Raw genomic sequence first — 15,831 nt, 5'->3', positions numbered from 1 at the left:
CGCAGAAGGGCCCCCGTCGGTGATCCGACGGGGCCCTTCGTCGCTGGACTAGGGGCGCGTGCGCTCCTCGAGAACCTCGATCACGTGGCGGTACGGGCGGCCGGTGGCGCGGGTCATGCCGATCTCGCAGGTGCGGTTGGCCGACACGAACGCGTCGAAGCCGCCGCGGGCCGTATCGGCCGCGGCGACTTCGGCCGATTCCTGGGCCGTCGCGCTCGCGGTGAGCTCGGGGTGCAGCATTCCTCGGTCGCCGGCGAACGCGCAGCAGCCCCAGCCGTCGGGCACGAAGACCTCGTCGGCAACGGCGGCAGCGATCGCCGTCAGTGCCCCGGTCGCGCCGAGCGCGGTCGTCGAACAGGTCGGGTGCACGGCGATCGAGGGGAGCTTCGCATCGACGGAGAGGCGCGGCAGCACCTCCCGCGCGACGAACGTGGTGGCGTCCTCGATGCGCAGACCGGCGTACTCCGGATGGGCGGCGACGGCCTGGGTGAGCATCACGTCGAGGCCCTCGGTGCAGGAGGCGGCGTCGCAGACGACCGGGAGCTCCCCGTGACGGCTGGCGTCCCAGAGCGAGGCCAGCACCCGGTCCGACATGAGGCGGTAGCCGTCGAGGTGTCCCTTGGACTTCCACGGCGTCCCGCAGCAGAGCCCGCCGTTCTCCTCCGGGACCACGACGGGGATCCCGGCGCGGTCGAGCAGCGCGCGCAGGGCGTCGCGGGAGCCGGGGCCCTCGTCCTCCGGGCCGAACATCGTGCCGATGCAGGCGCCGAAGAAGACGGCCTGGGCATCGGGCGGGGACACCGGTCGCGCCGGAGCAGTGCCGCCGCGGGGCAGGCCGCCGTCGTAGAGGGGCACGGTGTCGGCGCCGAGCACCGCTCGTCCGATCCGCGTCGCGCCGCGCACGAGCGGGACGGGGAGCGCGTCGGCGACCGTCAGGGCGACGCCCCCGGCGCGCGTGACGGTGCTCCAGTGCTTCGCCGCCGTTCCCCACGCGGCCCCCTCCACGGCGTTCTCCTGCTCGGCGCGGAGGCGGCGGACGAGGTCGCCGGTGTTGATGTCCACCGGACACGCGACGCCGCACATGCCGTCGACCGCGCAGGTCTGCACGCCGTCGTAGTCGTAGTCCGCGCGCAGGTCGCGCAGCAGCGTCGTGTCGCCCTGCTCCTCGGCCCAGGCCATGTCCCGGCGCAGCACGATGCGCTGTCGTGGTGTGAGCGTGATGCTCTTGCTCGGGCACGTGGGCTCGCAGTACCCGCACTCGACGCAGCGGTCCACCTCGCGCTCGACCGTGGGCACGCGCTTCAGATCCTGCAGATAGGAGTCCGGGTCGTCGGACAGCACGACGCCGGGGTTGAGGATGCCGTCCGGATCGAACAGCCGCTTGATCTCCCACATCATGTCGGTGAGCTCGTCGCCGTACTGCCGCCGCACGAACGGCGCCATGATGCGGCCGGTGCCGTGCTCGGCCTTGAGGGATCCCTCCTGCGCGAGGACGAGCTCGACGAGGTCGTCCGTGAAGCGGCGGTACCGCGCCACGCTGTCGGGGTCGTCGAAACGCTCGTTCAGCAGGAAGTGGACGTTGCCGTCTTTCGCGTGCCCGAAGATGACGGACCCCTCGTAGCCGTGCTCCGCGAACAGCTCGATCAGGCGTTCGCAGGTGGCCAGCAGCCGGGGGACGGGGACGACGATGTCTTCGAGGAGGGCGGTCGTGCCGGACGGCCGCGCTCCGGCGACCGCCGTGTAGAGGCCCTTGCGGACGTGCCACAGCGCGGCGCGCTCTGCCGCATCCGTGGTCAGTCGCGGAGCGACGGCGAGAGGAAGGGCGTCGAAGTGCGCCTGGGCGGTCGCGCTCGCGACGGCGAGGCCCTCGTCGTCGGCGGCGTGCACCTCGACGAGGAGGGCGGCGTGGCCCTGGACGTCGATCTCGGAGATCGCGGCGGGGACGTCGCTCAGGCCCTGGGCGACACGCAGTGAGGCGGCGTCCAGGAGCTCGATCGTCGCAAGTCCGAGCTCCGTGAGTGCGGGGAGCGCGGTCATCGCCGCCGACAGGGTGTCGAAGACGAGCAGACCGGTGGCGATCGCGGGGCGCACCTCGATGGTGCGGAAACGGGCCTCCGCGACGAAGCCGAGGGTCCCTTCCGATCCGATGAGGAGGTGTTCGAGGATCCGCACCGGGTCGTCGAAGTCGAGCAGGGCGTTCAGTCCGTAGCCCATGGTGTTCTTCATCGAGAACTGCTGCCGGAGGAAGGCGACGTTCTCGGGCGAGGCGAGCAACCGCTCCCGGAGCGACGACAGCCCGGCGAACAGGGCGGGTTCCGCGGCGCGGAGCACGTCCGCGGCGTCCGCGCGTCCGGTGTCCAGAATCGTCCCGCTGGGGAGCACGACGACCATCGAGGTGATCGTCTGGTACGAGTTCTCGGTGATGCCGCAGGCCATGCCGCTGGAGTTGTTGGCGACGACGCCGCCGATCGTGCAGGCGATCTCGCTGGCCGGATCCGGCCCGAGCTTGCGGCGGTACCGGGCCAGTCGTGTGTTCACCTGCCGGACGGTGGCCCCGGGGCCGACACGGACCGCGGCGCCGTCGTCTTCGATGTGGATGTCGCGGAAGTGGCTGCGCGTGTCGACGAGGATGTCGCCGCTGATGCCCTGTCCGGAGAGGCTGGTGCCCCCGGAGCGGAACGTGAGCGCGCGCCCGGCCGCCCGGACCGCCGTGAACGCGCGGGCGACACCCTCCGCGTCCGCGGGGGAGAGCACCGCGTCCGGGACGAGCAGGTAATGCGAGGCGTCGTGCGCGCGGGCGAACCGGTCGATGGATCGGGCGTGGACCTGCGTCTCGGCTCCCAGCAGCGCCGGGTCGAGAGGGTGGTCGAGGGTGGTGGGCACGGTGCTCCTCTGCTCCGCTCGAAGATTGTCAGACAAGTGTACTGAAGGACGGACGCCTCATTAGACTGTTCCGCATGACCTCGATCGCGGAGCGCCCCCTCGGCGTGGTCGGCGTGGTCGACGCCGTGACCGGACAGCTACGCACCCGGATCCTCTCCGGCGAGATCCGCTCGGGGGAGCCGCTCACCGAGGCGGCGGTCTCCCAGGCCTACGGCGTCGCCCGCCCCAGCGCGAAAGCGGCCATCGAGCAGCTGGTGGCCAGCGGACTGCTCGTGCGGACGGCCCATCGCACGGCGCGTGTGGTCGGCATCGAGGCGGAGACCGTCCGCGACGTCTACCGCACCCGGATCCGGCTGGAGAGCGCGGCGCTGCGCGAACTGGCGGAGAGCGCCGCCGTGCCGGCGGCCGCTGTGGCGGCGAACGCCGAGCTGCAGGCGATGGCACCGGGCCCCGATCCCGCGACGGTCGATCCCGACCTCCGTTTCCACACGGCCCTCATCGACGGGCTGGGCAGCGAGCGCACCAGTCGCATGTACCGGAGCGTGCTGGACGAGGTGCGGCTGTGCATGGCGCAGGTGCAGGGGCGGCGTCTCCTCGACGCGGAACTCATCGCCGCGCAGCACGCGGAGATGCTCGAGGCCGTCGCCGCCGGGGACGCGGAGCGCGCGGCCGCGGTGCTGCGTGCCCACCTCGCCTCGGCGGAGGATCGCCTCGTCGAGGCCCTGGGCGCCTCCTGACGTCAGCCCGCGTCGGCGGGGGCCTCCTCGATCTGGATCGGCGCATCCGTCGGGTCAGCCCAGACGGGCGCCGGGAGAGGCGTGTCGACCTGGCCGGCCTGGATCGCGCGGAGGGCTTCGGTGATCTCGTCGGCGTTCTCGGGCACGGCGAGGCCGCACGTGCGCAGCTCCGACGCGAACTGCAGGGTGAGCCGGATCTTCCCCGCCTCAATGGCCTCGGAGGTGGTGCCGGTGCGGATCTCGCTGCCGGTCTGGATCGCGGGCACCTCGTCGCAGACGTGATAGACCTTGCCGCCGTCGACCCACACGACCTCATCGGCCCCGAGGAGCTGGATCACGGCGGACTGGTCCGCGGTGTACTGCTCGACGGACGGCGGGGCGAAGCTCGTGCCGACGATCGCGGCGAGGACGGCGAGGACGATGCCGACGATGCCGGCGGTCGCCTTCTGTCCTTTGTCCATGTCCTTGTTCAGGAAGATGAGGATGACCAGGGGGAGGAAGGCGACGACCGCGATGATCGCGCCGAGCTGGTTCTGGACGAAGAAACGTGTCTTGTCCGCGCGCCGCGCCGGGTCGAGGGTGTTGGCCTTCTTCCACAGGATCGAGCCGATGATCGACAGCGCGGCGATCACGACCAGCAGGACGAGCAGGGCGATGAACGCCCACTGCGGGAACTGCGCGGTCGCTCCCTGCTCTTCCAGGAGGCCGGTGTCCGGATCGCGGAGCAGCGCGCCGCCCTCGTCGACGAACTCGCGCTGACGCAGGAGCCAGAAGATGCCGACGCCCTCGCCCGCGATCGCGAGCGCCCAGAGGACGGCGGCGATGATGCGGAAGCGCGTCGCGGAGGCCTTCGCCTCCGGGCTCGGCGTCCAGCCCGCGGGCGGCTCTCCGGTCGCGGCGCCGGTCGCGGAACGACGCGGCGCGGCGGACGACGTCTGCTCGTTCTCGGCCATGGTTGTCCTTTCCCCCGAAAGTGCCCGGCGACCCCGCCGAGGCATCCCCGAGCCTAGTGGCCGCGGTGTCCTACGCTGGAGAGATGACATCCGATTCGGACGACGCCCTGAGCTGGGAGGGCGACGACAGCGCGGAGCGACGCCCCCGGGACGCCGCACGGCGCGCCACGCCGGCTCCGGAACCGACCCCGGCCGAGGCCGTCACGCCCGCGGCGTCCGCACCGGCGTCGGGGGACGAGACGACCGCGGCGCCCTCCGGGCTCAGCAACGCGATGCTGGTCCTCGTCGGCGTCGTCGGCGGCGTCTACCTGCTTTACACCCTCGGCTGGATCGCGGGCGGTCTCCGGCTGCAGCCGCTCGCCTCGTTCCTCGTCGCGGATTTCATGTTCCTGCCCTGGTTCGTGCTGGCGATCGCCGCCCCCGCGCTCTGGTTCCTCGCGACGTGGGTGCTGACGAGGGGCCGGGCCTCCTGGATCCGCGCCGCTGTGCTCCTGGCGGGCGTCGTGCTGCTCGTGCCGTGGCCGTTCGTGACCGTGGGGGTGATCGGCTCATGACCGCTCCGAAGTCCCCGTCCGCCGTGGCGACCGGCTCGCCGCGCTGGCTCGTCTGGACTGTCATCGCCCTCGCCGGGCTCTTCTACGCCTACGCGGTGTGGAACGCGGTCGCCCACCTCATCACCATGGCCCAGACCGGCCTCACCGGCACCGGATGGGCGACGCTCCTGTTCGGCGTGGTGTTCCCCGTCCTCGTGTTCGGGTTCGCCTTCGCGATCGGGCGGCGGCGGCGGGTGGGCGAGCTCGCCCTGACGTTCCTCGCCGGACTCGGGATCGTCGCGGTGTTCTGGATGAGCCTGCTCGCGCTGAGTCTGACGCTGCCCAGCGCCTGAGCCCGATCCGTCACGCCGTCACACGGCACGGAGCGGTCCCGGCGCTCCGGTAGAGTTGTCGCGATCGCGCCCCCGACGGTGTGCGGCGCATCGGCCCCTCCCGCCTGTCGCGCTGCCCCGAAGGATCCACTGTGCCGAAGCCTGTCGTGCTCATCGCCGAAGTACTCTCTCCCGCCACGATCGAGGCGCTCGGCCCCGACTTCGACGTCCGCCACGTCGACGGCACCGATCGCGAGGCGCTCTTCGCCGCTCTCGCGGAGTCGGACGCGGTGCTCATCCGCTCCGCCACCCGCATCGACGAGGAGGCGCTGTCGCACGCGCCGAAGCTCAAGGTCGTCGCGCGGGCCGGCGTCGGCCTCGACAACGTCGACATCAAGGCCGCGACCGCGGCCGGCGTCATGGTCGTCAACGCCCCGACGTCGAACATCGTCTCCGCCGCCGAGCTGACGGTCGGCCACATCCTCAGCCTGGCCCGCCGGATCCCGGCCGCGCACGCCTCGCTGTCCGCCGGGCAGTGGAAGCGCAGCTCCTTCACGGGCGCCGAGCTCTTCGAGAAGACCGTCGGCATCGTCGGACTCGGCCGGATCGGCGCTCTCGTCGCCGCTCGCCTCGCCGCCTTCGACATGCGCGTGGTCGCGTACGACCCCTACGTCACCTCGGCGCGCGCCCAGCAGCTCGGCGTGCAGCTCCTCTCGCTCGACGAGCTCGTCGCCGAGGCCGACTTCCTCACGATCCACATGCCCAAGACCCCGGAGACGACGGGCATGATCGGCGCCGAGCAGTTCGCCGCCATGAAGCCGACCGCCTTCGTCGTCAACGTCGCCCGCGGCGGGCTCATCGACGAGGAGGCGCTGCACGAGGCGCTCGTCGCCGGCGAGATCGCCGGGGCCGGTCTGGACGTCTTCACCTCCGAGCCCCCGGCCGAGGGCGGCAGCGCCCGCGCGCTCCTCGACCTCCCGAACGTCGTCGTGACCCCGCACCTCGGTGCGAGCACGGAAGAGGCGCAGGAGAAGGCCGGCGTCTCGGTCGCGCGCTCGGTGCGGCTCGCGCTCGGCGGCGACCTCGTCCCGGACGCGGTCAACGTCGCGGGCGGCGTCATCGACCCGTACGTGCGTCCCGGCATCTCGCTCGTGGAGAAGCTCGGCCAGATCTTCGCGGCGCTGGCCACGTCGCCGCTCACGAGCCTCGACGTCGAGGTGCACGGCGAGCTCAACGACTACGACGTGAGCGTGCTCAAGCTCGCCGCCCTCAAGGGCGTGTTCACGAACATCGTGAGCGAGACCGTGTCGTACGTGAACGCTCCGCTCCTGGCGGAGCAGCGCGGCATCACGGTGCGCCTGCTCAAGGACGACGTGAGCGAGGAGTACCGGAACGTCATCACCCTCACGGGGGCGCTGTCCGACGGGTCGCAGCTCTCGGTGTCGGGCACGCTGACCGGACCGAAGCAGGCCGAGAAGCTCGTCGGCATCAACGACCACGCCCTGGAGCTGCCGATCGAGAAGCACCACGTCGTGATGCTCTACACCGACCGCCCCGGCATCGTGGCCGTCTACGGGCAGAAGTTCGGCGAGGCCGGGATCAACATCGCCGGCATGCAGATCTCGCGGCTCGCGGCGGGCGACCAGGCGCTCAGCGTGCTGACGCTCGACTCGCCCGTGTCCGAGGAGCTGTTGGACGACGTGCGCGGCGCCATCGACGCTGACCTCTTCCGCCAGATCGAGATCACCGAGGTCTGACACCACAGAGCGGGGGAGAAGGGCGGGAGCGCGATGCTCCCGCCCTTCTCCGTATCTGCGGCCCTACCCGGCGTCAGGCGGTGGCGCGCAGCACGAGCGCGATGAGATCGGCGAGCTCGTCGCTGCGCGGGACCAGCCGCTCCGGGCCGTGCACGTCGAGCGAGTTGTTGAAGTAGAGGCCGTCGCTCACGAGCATCACGAGGTCGAGGCTGGCGGTGTCGCGGACGTGCGGACGGATCGTCTCCGCCCAGCGACGCCGGGTCTCGCGGAGCATGTCGGACGCGGCGGTCGAGCCGCCCTGCGCCAGCCGGGTCGTGGCGATGAGCGCCCGATCGAGGGCGTCGTCCTCCATCACCGAGGTCCGGACGTAGTACGCGACGGGACCTTCGTCGGCGGTCCGCATGCGCTCCAGATCGAGGGTGGTCAGGTGGTCGAGGCGCTCCAGGAGCCCGGCCTCCAGGTCGTCCTTGGAGCGGAAGTGGTAGAGCAGGCCGCCCTTGGACACCCCGGCGGCCTTCGCCGTGGCCTCGAGTGTCGCGGCGCGTTCGCCGTCGTCGATGAGGATCGCCTCGAAGGCGTCGAGGACCTTCTCACGGGCGAGGGGAGGGCGGGGCATCGGTCATCCTCTGAGCGGGATCGGGAGGGCGGCATCTGTTACTATACCAGCCGGACGGTTTAGTAACGAGTCGTCCGCAGGAAGGAAAGGTGTTCCATGACCCGTACTGCGTCGATCCCGACGACAGAGACGGAAGCTCCCCGCGTCGGGGCTCGGGGGTGGGCGGCGCTCGTCGTCCTCATGCTCCCGGTGCTGCTGGTGTCGGTGGACAACACGGTGCTGAGCTTCGCGCTGCCCGAGATCTCGATCTCGCTCGCGCCGAGCGGGGCCGAGCAGCTCTGGATCATCGACGTCTATCCGCTCGTGCTCGCCGGACTCCTGGTGACCATGGGAACGCTCGGGGACCGCTTCGGGCGTCGCCGCCTGCTCCTCATCGGCGCCACCGGATTCGCCGTGGTGTCCGCGCTGGCCGCCTTCGCGCCGACCGCGGGCCTGCTGATCGCCGCCCGTGCCCTGCTCGGCTTCTTCGGCGCCATGCTGATGCCGTCGACGCTGTCGCTGCTGCGGTCGATCTTCCAGAACCGCGACCAGCGCCGCATGGCCATCGCGGTCTGGGCGTCCGCGTTCTCCGCCGGATCCGCGCTCGGCCCGATCGTCGGGGGCTTCCTCCTCGAGCACTTCGCGTGGGGCTCGGTGTTCCTCATCGCCGTCCCCGTCCTCATCCCGCTGCTCATCGCCGCGCCGCTGCTCGTGCCGGAGAGCCGTGACCCGAACCCCGGCCGCATCGACCCGCTCAGCATCGCCCTCTCGATGGCCGCGATGATCCCGGTCGTCTACGCGATCAAGTCGTTCGCGGTCGACGGTCCGTCGCTGTACGCCGGGGGATGGGCTCTGCTCGGTCTCGTGATGGGGACGCTGTTCGTGCGCCGTCAGCTCCGCGCCGACACCCCGATGCTCGACATGGCGCTGTTCCGCCGTGGGTCGTTCTCGGGCGCGATCCTGGTGAACCTGCTCAGCGTCGTGGCCCTCGTCGGGTTCCTCTACTTCGTCTCGCAGCACCTGCAGCTCGTGCTGGGGCTCTCGCCGATGGTCGCGGGCCTCGCTCTCGTGCCCGGGATGGCGGCCATGATCGTCGCCGGACTCACGGTGGTGCCGATCTCGCGGCGGGTTCCGCCGCACGTGCTCATCCCGGCGGCGCTGGTGTTCTCCGTCGCGGGGTACCTCATCGTCGCCTTCACGACGCACGAGCACGGTGTGGCGCCGCTCATCCTCGCCTTCGTCGTCCTCGGCATCGGCATCGGTGCGGCCGAGACCATCTCGAACGAGCTCATCCTCTCCAGCGCCCCCGCGGCGAAGGCGGGTGCCGCGAGCGCGGTGTCCGAGACGGCGTACGAGCTCGGGGCCGTGCTGGGGACCGCGATCCTCGGCGGCATCATCACCGCGTTCTACCGCGGCGCGCTGGTGCTGCCCGAGGGGCTTCCGGCGGACGTGGCGCGCGCTGCGCAGGAGACGCTGGCCGGCGCGTACACCGCCGCCCACGAGCTCCCGGCCGCGCTCGGCGACGCCCTGTGGCAGGCCGCGGCCGACGCGTTCGGCTCGGGAGTCACGGTCACGTCGCTCATCGGTGCGGGCCTCGTCGTCGTCGCGGCGGTCATCGCGGCCGTCACACTGCGCAAGGCACCCACGCACTGACCACTACGCTGGGGGGACCGGCCCGTTCGACCCGCGGTCGCGCCGCGGCCGGTCCACCCCCGTGCAGTGCGCAAGGAGTCTCATGTCGCGTGTCGTGAAGCTGGCCGTCATCCCGGGTGACGGCATCGGTCCCGAGGTCATCGCCGAGGCGGAGAAGGTGCTCGACGCCGTCACCGCCGACAGCGCCGTGACGTTCGACAAGACCCGCTTCTCGCTCGGTGCCGGGCGGTACCTCGAAACCGGCGACACGCTCACCGACGACGACCTCGCCGCGATCTCCGCCCACGACGCGATCCTCCTCGGCGCGGTCGGCGGCACGCCGGGCGACCCGCGCCTGAAGGACGCGAACATCGAGCGCGGACTCCTGCTGAAGCTCCGGTTCACCCTCGACCACTACGTGAATCTGCGCCCCTCGAAGCTCTTCGCCGGAGCGCCCGGTCCGCTGTCCGGCCCGGGCGAGGTCGACTTCGTCGTGGTCCGTGAAGGGACGGAGGGGCCCTACGTCGGCAACGGCGGAGCGATCCGGAAGGGGACGCCGCAGGAGGTCGCGAACGAGACCTCCGTGAACACGGCGTTCGGCGTCGAGCGGGTCGTCCGCTACGCCTTCGCGCTTGCCGAGCGCCGCCGTCAGAAGCTCACGCTCGTGCACAAGACCAACGTGCTCGTGCACGCCGGTGCGATCTGGCAGCGTATCGTGAACGAGGTCGCCACCGAGCACCCCGACGTCGCCGTCGACTACCTGCACGTCGACGCGGCCACCATCTTCCTCGTCACCGATCCCTCGCGTTTCGACGTGATCGTGACGGACAATCTCTTCGGTGACATCCTCACCGACCTCGCCGGCGCCGTCACGGGCGGCATCGGCCTCGCCGCCTCGGGGAACATCAACCCCGATGGCGCCTTCCCGTCGATGTTCGAGCCCGTGCACGGCTCGGCTCCGGACATCGCGGGTCAGCAGAAGGCCGACCCGACCGCCGCGATCCTCTCCATCGCGCTGCTGCTCGACCACCTCGGCCTGACGGCCGAGTCGGCGCGTGTGAGCGCCGCGGTCGAGGCGGACATCGCCGCCCGCAGCGGTGCCCGCACCACCGCGGAGATCGGCTCCGCGATCACTGCCCGTCTCTGAACGGCGGGCGTAGGCTGACAGGGCGCGAGGATGCGCCCACCCCACGAGGATTGGATGACGACATGACGACGATCGACGCCGAGACGAGCGTAGCTCCCCTGGAGTTCGCCGTGACGAAGAACCTGAACGCGGCCTCGCCGGCACGCGTCGCCGAAGTGTTGGAGAACCCCGGTTTCGGGGTCGTCTTCACCGACCACATGGTCGACATCTGCTGGTCGGCCAAGGGCGGTTGGCACCGTCCGCGCGTGCAGCCCTACGGCCCGATCCCGCTCGACCCGGCGGCGTCGGTGCTGCACTACGCGCAGGAGATCTTCGAGGGCATCAAGGCCTACCGTCACGCGGACGGTTCGATCCACACCTTCCGGCCCGACCGCAACGCCGCGCGCCTGCAGGCGAGCGCCCGCCGCCTGGCGCTGCCGGAGCTGCCGACGGAGTACTTCATCCAGTCGCTGCGCGAGCTCATCGCCGTCGACGGCCGCTGGGTGCCGTCCGGCGCCGACCAGAGCCTGTACCTGCGGCCGTTCATGTTCGCCAAGGAGGCCTTCCTCGGCGTGCGCGCGGCGCAGAAGGTCGCCTACTACGTGATCGCGAGCCCCGCCGGTGCGTACTTCACGGGAGGCGTGAAGCCCGTGCGGATCTGGCTCTCCGAGGACTACGCCCGCGCGGGTCGCGGTGGCACCGGCAAGGCGAAGACGGGGGGCAACTACGCCTCCAGCCTCCTGCCGCAGGCCGAGGCCAGTGCGAAGGGCTGCGACCAGGTCGTGTTCCTCAACGAGAACCGCGATGTCGAGGAGCTCGGCGGCATGAACGTCGTGTTCGTGTTCAAGGACGGTCGTGTCGTCACGCCCGAGTCGGACAGCATCCTCGAGGGCATCACGCGCGACTCGCTGCTGCAGCTCGCCGAGGACCGCGGCTACACGGTCGAGAAGCGTCCGATCTCGATCGACGAGTGGCGTGAGGGCGTGGCCTCCGGTGACATCGTCGAGGTGTTCGCCTGTGGCACGGCCGCGGTCGTGACCCCGATCGGAGCGCTCGTGGGCGAGGGCTTCGACGAGCCGCAGCCGCTGGGCGAGCTCGCGCTGTCGCTCCGCGAAGAGCTCACCGACATCCAGTATGGGCGCCGCGAGGACAAGCACGGCTGGCTCCTCCGCCTCGACGCCTGACCCGATTCCCCGAGACCCCGTCTTCCCGCCGACACCCCGCCGTGTCGACGCGTGGAAGGCGGGGTCTCGGCGTGTACCCGGGGTCTCGCGCGCTGGGACGGTTCCTGCACAACGCGGGGGGAGTGGGGGAAGAGAGGTGGGGGGTGTGGAGAACGAGAGGTGAGGGGAGGAGGCGGGGGAGAGTGAGGGGATGTCGCGGCGCCTCTCGTTCTCCGAAGCCTGGGATCTCGTGCGGTCGCGGGAGGAGGTCCTCGACGCGGGGGTCACGGAACGGGAGCTGGGGGAGGCGGTCGCGCACGGCAGGCTGCGACGCGTGCACCGCGGGGCGTACGTCGACGGGGAGGTCTGGGACCAGCTGTGGCCCGAGGGAAGGCAGCTCGTGCGGGTGTGCGCCGTCCGTCGAGCCAGCGCCGGCGGAGGTCCGGTGTTCTCGCACCTCTCCGCGGCGGCGCTCTGGGGGCTGCCGCTCGTGGGCCCGATCCGGGACGACGTACACACCGCGATCCGCAGCCGTCGGCACAGCAGGACCGAGGCCGGAGTCGTCCGACACCAGATGGCGCTCGACGAGGGCGACATCGTCCGGCGGCACGGGCTCCGGTGCACGTCGCTGATCCGTACCGTGGTCGACCTCGCCCGGCTGCTGCGCCCGGAGGCCGTCGTCGCGGCCGGGGACGCGGCTCTGCGGATGGTCTCGATCGACGGACACGAGGTCGACCACGATGAGGTCGCCGCGTGGCGGGCCGAGGTCGACCGGCTGTGCGTGGCGGGGCTCCGGGGCGTGCGTCGCGCGCGGTGGATCGGAGCCTTCGCCGACGGACGGGCGCAGCTTCCGGGCGAGAGCGTGAGCCGCCTGCAGCTCCACCGACTCGGCTTCCGGGACATCGATCTGCAGATCCCCGTCGTCGGCTCCGACGGCGCGCGGTACTTCGCCGACTTCGGCTTCCCGCGGTCGCGGGCCTTCGGGGAGTTCGACGGAGAGGACAAGTACCGGGACGCGGAGCTGCGGACGACGCCCACGGCGGCCGATGCGGTGATGGCGGAGAAGCACCGCGAGGACGAGATCCGCGGGGTCACGGGGTGGCGCGTGGTGCGCTGGGGCTCCCCGCACATCCGCACCCCCGAGGACCTCGGGCGCCGGCTCGCCGCGTTCGGCATCCGCCCGCCCGGCTGAGGTCTGCCGAGCCCCCGGGGTCGCGTCGAGACCCCGCTCCGCCTCCGCACGTGAGCCGGGGTCTCGACGAGAGAGCGGGGTCTCGACGGGGGAGCAGGGGATCTAGGGTGGAGGGATGAAGATCGCTCGGTTCCGCCACGACGACGCCATTATGTACGGGATCATCGACGACCGCGAGCTCGTGGTCCTCGCCGGAGACCCGATGTTCTCCGGCTACGAGACCACCGGCGCGCGCATCCCGCTGACCGAGGCCACGCTGCTCGCGCCCGTGATCCCGCGCTCCAAGGTCGTGTGCGTCGGGAAGAACTACCACGACCACGCCGCCGAGATGGGGGGAGTGGCCCCCGAGGAGCCGCTGCTGTTCCTCAAGCCGAACACCGCCGTGATCGGCCCGGACGACGCGATCGTGCGTCCTGTCGCGCTGTCCGAGCGGACGGAGTACGAGGGCGAGCTCGTGGTCGTGATCGGACGCATCGCCAAGAACGTGAAGGCGGAGAACGCCCTCGACCATGTGCTCGGCTACACGATCGGCAACGATGTCACGGCGCGTGACTTGCAGCGCAAGGACGGGCAGTGGTCGCGGGCGAAGGGCTTCGACACGTTCTGCCCGCTCGGCCCCGTGATCGAGACGGACTTCGACCCCGCGCAGGCCACGATCGAGACGCGGGTGAACGGCGAGGTCCGCCAGCACGCACCGCTCACCGACATGATCCACTCGGTCGCCGCGATCATCGAGTACGCCTCGGCGGTGTTCACGCTCCTTCCGGGCGACGTCGTCATGACGGGGACCCCCGCCGGCGTGGGCACGTTCGAGGCGGGCGACACGGTCGAGGTCGAGATCTCCGGGCTCGGCATCCTCCGCAACACCGCGCGCGACGCCGCTCCCGCGTCATGACCGAGGTCGCCCTCACGGCGATGCAGCAGCAGGCGGTCCAGCGCCGCACCGTGCTCGTGCTGTCGCTGGGGCAGGTGCTCGGCGGCATCGCCTTCGGAGCCACCGTGTCGCTCGGTGCGCTGCTCGCCGCGGACATCTCCGGCAGCGACGCGCTGTCCGGGCTCGCGACGGCGTCGGTGACCCTGGGCGCCGCGGTCTGCGCGATCCCGCTCGCCCGGATGGCTGCACGGCTCGGGCGGCGTCGCGCCCTCACCCTCGGCAATCTCTTCGCCCTCATCGGCATCGCCGTGGTGATCCTCGCGGCATCCGTGCGCGTCTTCCCGCTCCTGCTCGTCGGCATCCTGCTGATCGGTGCGGGGAACGCGGGCAACCTGCAGTCCCGGTTCGCGGCGACGGACCTCGCGGCCCCGCAGCATCGTGGGCGCGACCTCTCGATCGTCGTGTGGTCCACGACGATCGGCGGCGTGGCGGGCCCGCTGCTGCTCGGTCCGGGGGAGATCGTCGGCCAGGCGATCGGCATGCCACCGCAGACCGGCTCGTACGTCTTCTCGTTCGTCGCGCAGTGCGCGGCGCTCGCGCTCTACCTCGTCGCCCTCCGCCCGGATCCGCTGCTCGCCGCGCAGCGACTCGCGCAGGCGGCAGCCGCCGCGACGAGCGCCGCCGTGGCGGACCGCCCGCGCGTGGCCCGCTATGCGATCTTCGCGATCGCGGGGTCGCACGTGGTGATGGCGTCGGTCATGGCGATGACCCCCGTGCATCTGTCCCACATGGCGCACGGCGCCCACGGTGCGGCGGCGACCCCGGCCGACGTCTCGGCGCTCGTCGGGATCACCATCGCGCTGCACGTCGGCGGCATGTACGCGCTCTCTCCGGTGTTCGGCGTGCTGGCCGACCGCTGGGGGCGGCTGCGCGTGGTGCTGCTCGGGCAGGCTCTGCTCGGCGGTGCCCTGGCCTTCGCCGTCTTCGCGGGCACCGAGGCGTGGGGCGTCATGGTGGCGCTCATCCTCCTCGGCCTCGGGTGGAGCGCCGCCACGGTCGCCGGCGCCGCCCTGCTCACCGAGGCGTCCGCACCCGACGTCCGCACGCGGCGGCAGGGTCGCAGCGACTCGCTGATGAGCCTGTCAGCCGCCGCCGGGTCGGTCCTCGCCGGCGTCGTGCTGTCGAACTTCCAGTACGCCGGGCTCGGCATCGCGGCCTCGGTGCTCGTCCTCGCGATCGTCGCGCTGTCGCCGCTTGCCCGGAGCAGCGCGCGGTGAAAGCCTGGGACGGCGTCGGGGAAGCCTATGCCGCCTCGTACGCCGCCCTGTGCGCGGGCACGGTCGATGTCCTCGCCGCAGCCCTCGGACCAGCGGAGGGTCGCAGCCTCCTCGACGTCGGGGCGGGCGAGGGTGGCCTCGCGGACCGCTTCGCCGGCCTGGGGTGGAACGTCACGGCCTGCGAACCCGAGCCGACAATGCGCGCCGTCGCCCGCCGGCGGCACCCGACGCTGCGCATCATCGACGGCGGCCTGCCGACGCTGCCGTTCGCCGATCGTTCCGTCGACGCCGTCGTGGCGAACTTCGTGCTGAACCACGTCTCCTCCCCGCGGACCGCCGCCCGCGAGCTGGGGCGGGTCGCACGGGAAGCGGTCGCCGCGACGACCTGGACCCGCTCCCCGTCGTGGTTCTGGACCGAGGTCGTCGAACGCGCGGGGCTGCGGCCGTCTGCGGGGGAGAGGCTTCCGGCCGAGGAGGACTTCGCACGCACCGCGGACGGCTTCGCGGCCATGCTTGTCGAGGCCGGACTCCCGGAGGTGGCGGTCAGCGAGCACACCTGGACCTGGCCCGCCGATCCGGACGCCCTGTGGGTCTCGGTCGAGGGGGGTGTGGCCGGCGCCGGGGCGCAGTATGCCGGCCTCTCCTCGGCCGAGCGATCCCGGTTCCGCGCGGGGTTCGAGGAGACCGTCGCGGCGCATCGGGTGGGAACGGTGATGCTCCTGGAGCACCGCGCGGCCGTGGCGGTCTCGCGCCGGGGCTGACCGGCACGCACCCGTA

The 15,831-nt window shown here is 71.7% G+C and carries 14 protein-coding genes; 11 read left to right on the top strand and 3 right to left on the bottom strand.

Features of this window, described 5'->3' with window-relative positions; genetic code table 11:
* Positions 1-48 precede the first annotated feature (48 nt).
* On the bottom strand, positions 49-2,883 hold the full coding sequence (locus tag AUV07_RS06800; protein WP_062634824.1) for an FAD-binding and (Fe-S)-binding domain-containing protein: 2,835 nt from the start codon (positions 2,881-2,883) through the stop codon (positions 49-51).
* A gap of 74 nt (positions 2,884-2,957) precedes the next feature.
* Between AUV07_RS06800 and AUV07_RS06795 the strand changes: the two genes are divergently transcribed.
* A complete protein-coding gene (locus tag AUV07_RS06795; RefSeq protein WP_062634822.1) occupies positions 2,958-3,620 on the top strand; it encodes a GntR family transcriptional regulator in 663 nt (220 codons plus the stop codon).
* Positions 3,621-3,622: 2 nt separating this feature from the next.
* On the opposite strand, the gene AUV07_RS06790 is transcribed toward AUV07_RS06795, so the two are convergent.
* Positions 3,623-4,573 carry a hypothetical protein gene (locus AUV07_RS06790; protein ID WP_062634819.1) on the bottom strand — a complete coding sequence of 317 codons (951 nt, stop codon included), beginning with the start codon at positions 4,571-4,573 and terminating at the stop codon, positions 3,623-3,625.
* Between the two features lie 83 nt (positions 4,574-4,656).
* Between AUV07_RS06790 and AUV07_RS06785 the strand changes: the two genes are divergently transcribed.
* From AUV07_RS06785 to serA, 3 genes are all read left to right on the top strand, one after another.
* Positions 4,657-5,127 carry a hypothetical protein gene (locus AUV07_RS06785; RefSeq protein ID WP_062634817.1) on the top strand — a complete coding sequence of 157 codons (471 nt, stop codon included), beginning with the start codon at positions 4,657-4,659 and terminating at the stop codon, positions 5,125-5,127.
* Positions 5,124-5,459 carry a hypothetical protein gene (locus tag AUV07_RS06780; protein WP_062634815.1) on the top strand — a complete coding sequence of 112 codons (336 nt, stop codon included), beginning with the start codon at positions 5,124-5,126 and terminating at the stop codon, positions 5,457-5,459. Before AUV07_RS06785 ends, AUV07_RS06780 begins: the two co-directional genes overlap by 4 nt.
* Before the next feature lie 131 nt (positions 5,460-5,590).
* Positions 5,591-7,195 (top strand): phosphoglycerate dehydrogenase, encoded by a 1,605-nt coding sequence (gene serA / locus AUV07_RS06775; protein WP_025103283.1) that lies wholly within the window; start codon positions 5,591-5,593, stop codon positions 7,193-7,195.
* Between the two features lie 73 nt (positions 7,196-7,268).
* On the opposite strand, the gene AUV07_RS06770 is transcribed toward serA, so the two are convergent.
* Complete coding sequence (locus AUV07_RS06770; protein WP_062634813.1) at positions 7,269-7,811, bottom strand: TetR/AcrR family transcriptional regulator; 543 nt, start codon at positions 7,809-7,811, stop codon at positions 7,269-7,271.
* A gap of 96 nt (positions 7,812-7,907) precedes the next feature.
* Here AUV07_RS06770 and AUV07_RS06765 point away from each other — a divergent pair, with 96 nt between their 5' ends.
* The 7 genes from AUV07_RS06765 (at position 7,908) to AUV07_RS06735 (ending at position 15,815) form a co-directional block, all read left to right on the top strand.
* Complete coding sequence (locus AUV07_RS06765) at positions 7,908-9,443, top strand: MFS transporter (RefSeq protein WP_062634811.1); 1,536 nt, start codon at positions 7,908-7,910, stop codon at positions 9,441-9,443.
* Positions 9,444-9,525: 82 nt separating this feature from the next.
* Positions 9,526-10,569, top strand: coding sequence for a 3-isopropylmalate dehydrogenase (locus tag AUV07_RS06760; RefSeq protein WP_062634809.1), 1,044 nt, complete (start codon positions 9,526-9,528; stop codon positions 10,567-10,569).
* A gap of 62 nt (positions 10,570-10,631) precedes the next feature.
* Entirely contained in the window at positions 10,632-11,732 is a 1,101-nt protein-coding gene (locus AUV07_RS06755; protein ID WP_062634807.1) for a branched-chain amino acid aminotransferase, read from the top strand.
* A gap of 190 nt (positions 11,733-11,922) precedes the next feature.
* Positions 11,923-12,903: a type IV toxin-antitoxin system AbiEi family antitoxin domain-containing protein gene (locus AUV07_RS06750; protein ID WP_062634805.1), complete on the top strand. Its 981-nt coding sequence runs from the start codon at positions 11,923-11,925 to the stop codon at positions 12,901-12,903.
* Positions 12,904-13,018: 115 nt separating this feature from the next.
* Entirely contained in the window at positions 13,019-13,798 is a 780-nt protein-coding gene (locus tag AUV07_RS06745; RefSeq protein ID WP_062634803.1) for a fumarylacetoacetate hydrolase family protein, read from the top strand.
* Positions 13,795-15,054, top strand: coding sequence for an MFS transporter (locus AUV07_RS06740; RefSeq protein WP_062634801.1), 1,260 nt, complete (start codon positions 13,795-13,797; stop codon positions 15,052-15,054). The genes AUV07_RS06745 and AUV07_RS06740 overlap by 4 nt, the downstream gene beginning before the upstream one ends.
* The gene (locus tag AUV07_RS06735) at positions 15,051-15,815 is read left to right on the top strand and encodes a class I SAM-dependent methyltransferase (protein WP_062634799.1); all 765 of its coding nucleotides are present in this window, start codon (positions 15,051-15,053) and stop codon (positions 15,813-15,815) included. Before AUV07_RS06740 ends, AUV07_RS06735 begins: the two co-directional genes overlap by 4 nt.
* The last annotated feature ends 16 nt before the right edge of the window (positions 15,816-15,831 follow it).

The organism is Microbacterium sp. CH1 (genome assembly GCF_001595495.1).
Classification (GTDB): domain Bacteria; phylum Actinomycetota; class Actinomycetes; order Actinomycetales; family Microbacteriaceae; genus Microbacterium.
This window is presented reverse-complemented; position numbering and strand designations above follow the sequence as displayed.

Bases quoted from the DNA above. Each gene is read 5' to 3' on its own strand.
- AUV07_RS06795 (WP_062634822.1), top strand. From the start codon at position 2,958: ATGACCTCGATCGCGGAGCGCCCCCTCGGCGTGGTCGGCGTGGTCGAC.
- AUV07_RS06790 (WP_062634819.1), bottom strand. From the start codon at position 4,573: ATGGCCGAGAACGAGCAGACGTCGTCCGCCGCGCCGCGTCGTTCCGCG.
- AUV07_RS06785 (WP_062634817.1), top strand. From the start codon at position 4,657: ATGACATCCGATTCGGACGACGCCCTGAGCTGGGAGGGCGACGACAGC.
- AUV07_RS06780 (WP_062634815.1), top strand. From the start codon at position 5,124: ATGACCGCTCCGAAGTCCCCGTCCGCCGTGGCGACCGGCTCGCCGCGC.
- AUV07_RS06770 (WP_062634813.1), bottom strand. From the start codon at position 7,811: ATGCCCCGCCCTCCCCTCGCCCGTGAGAAGGTCCTCGACGCCTTCGAG.
- AUV07_RS06765 (WP_062634811.1), top strand. From the start codon at position 7,908: ATGACCCGTACTGCGTCGATCCCGACGACAGAGACGGAAGCTCCCCGC.
- AUV07_RS06760 (WP_062634809.1), top strand. From the start codon at position 9,526: ATGTCGCGTGTCGTGAAGCTGGCCGTCATCCCGGGTGACGGCATCGGT.
- AUV07_RS06755 (WP_062634807.1), top strand. From the start codon at position 10,632: ATGACGACGATCGACGCCGAGACGAGCGTAGCTCCCCTGGAGTTCGCC.
- AUV07_RS06750 (WP_062634805.1), top strand. From the start codon at position 11,923: ATGTCGCGGCGCCTCTCGTTCTCCGAAGCCTGGGATCTCGTGCGGTCG.
- AUV07_RS06745 (WP_062634803.1), top strand. From the start codon at position 13,019: ATGAAGATCGCTCGGTTCCGCCACGACGACGCCATTATGTACGGGATC.
- AUV07_RS06740 (WP_062634801.1), top strand. From the start codon at position 13,795: ATGACCGAGGTCGCCCTCACGGCGATGCAGCAGCAGGCGGTCCAGCGC.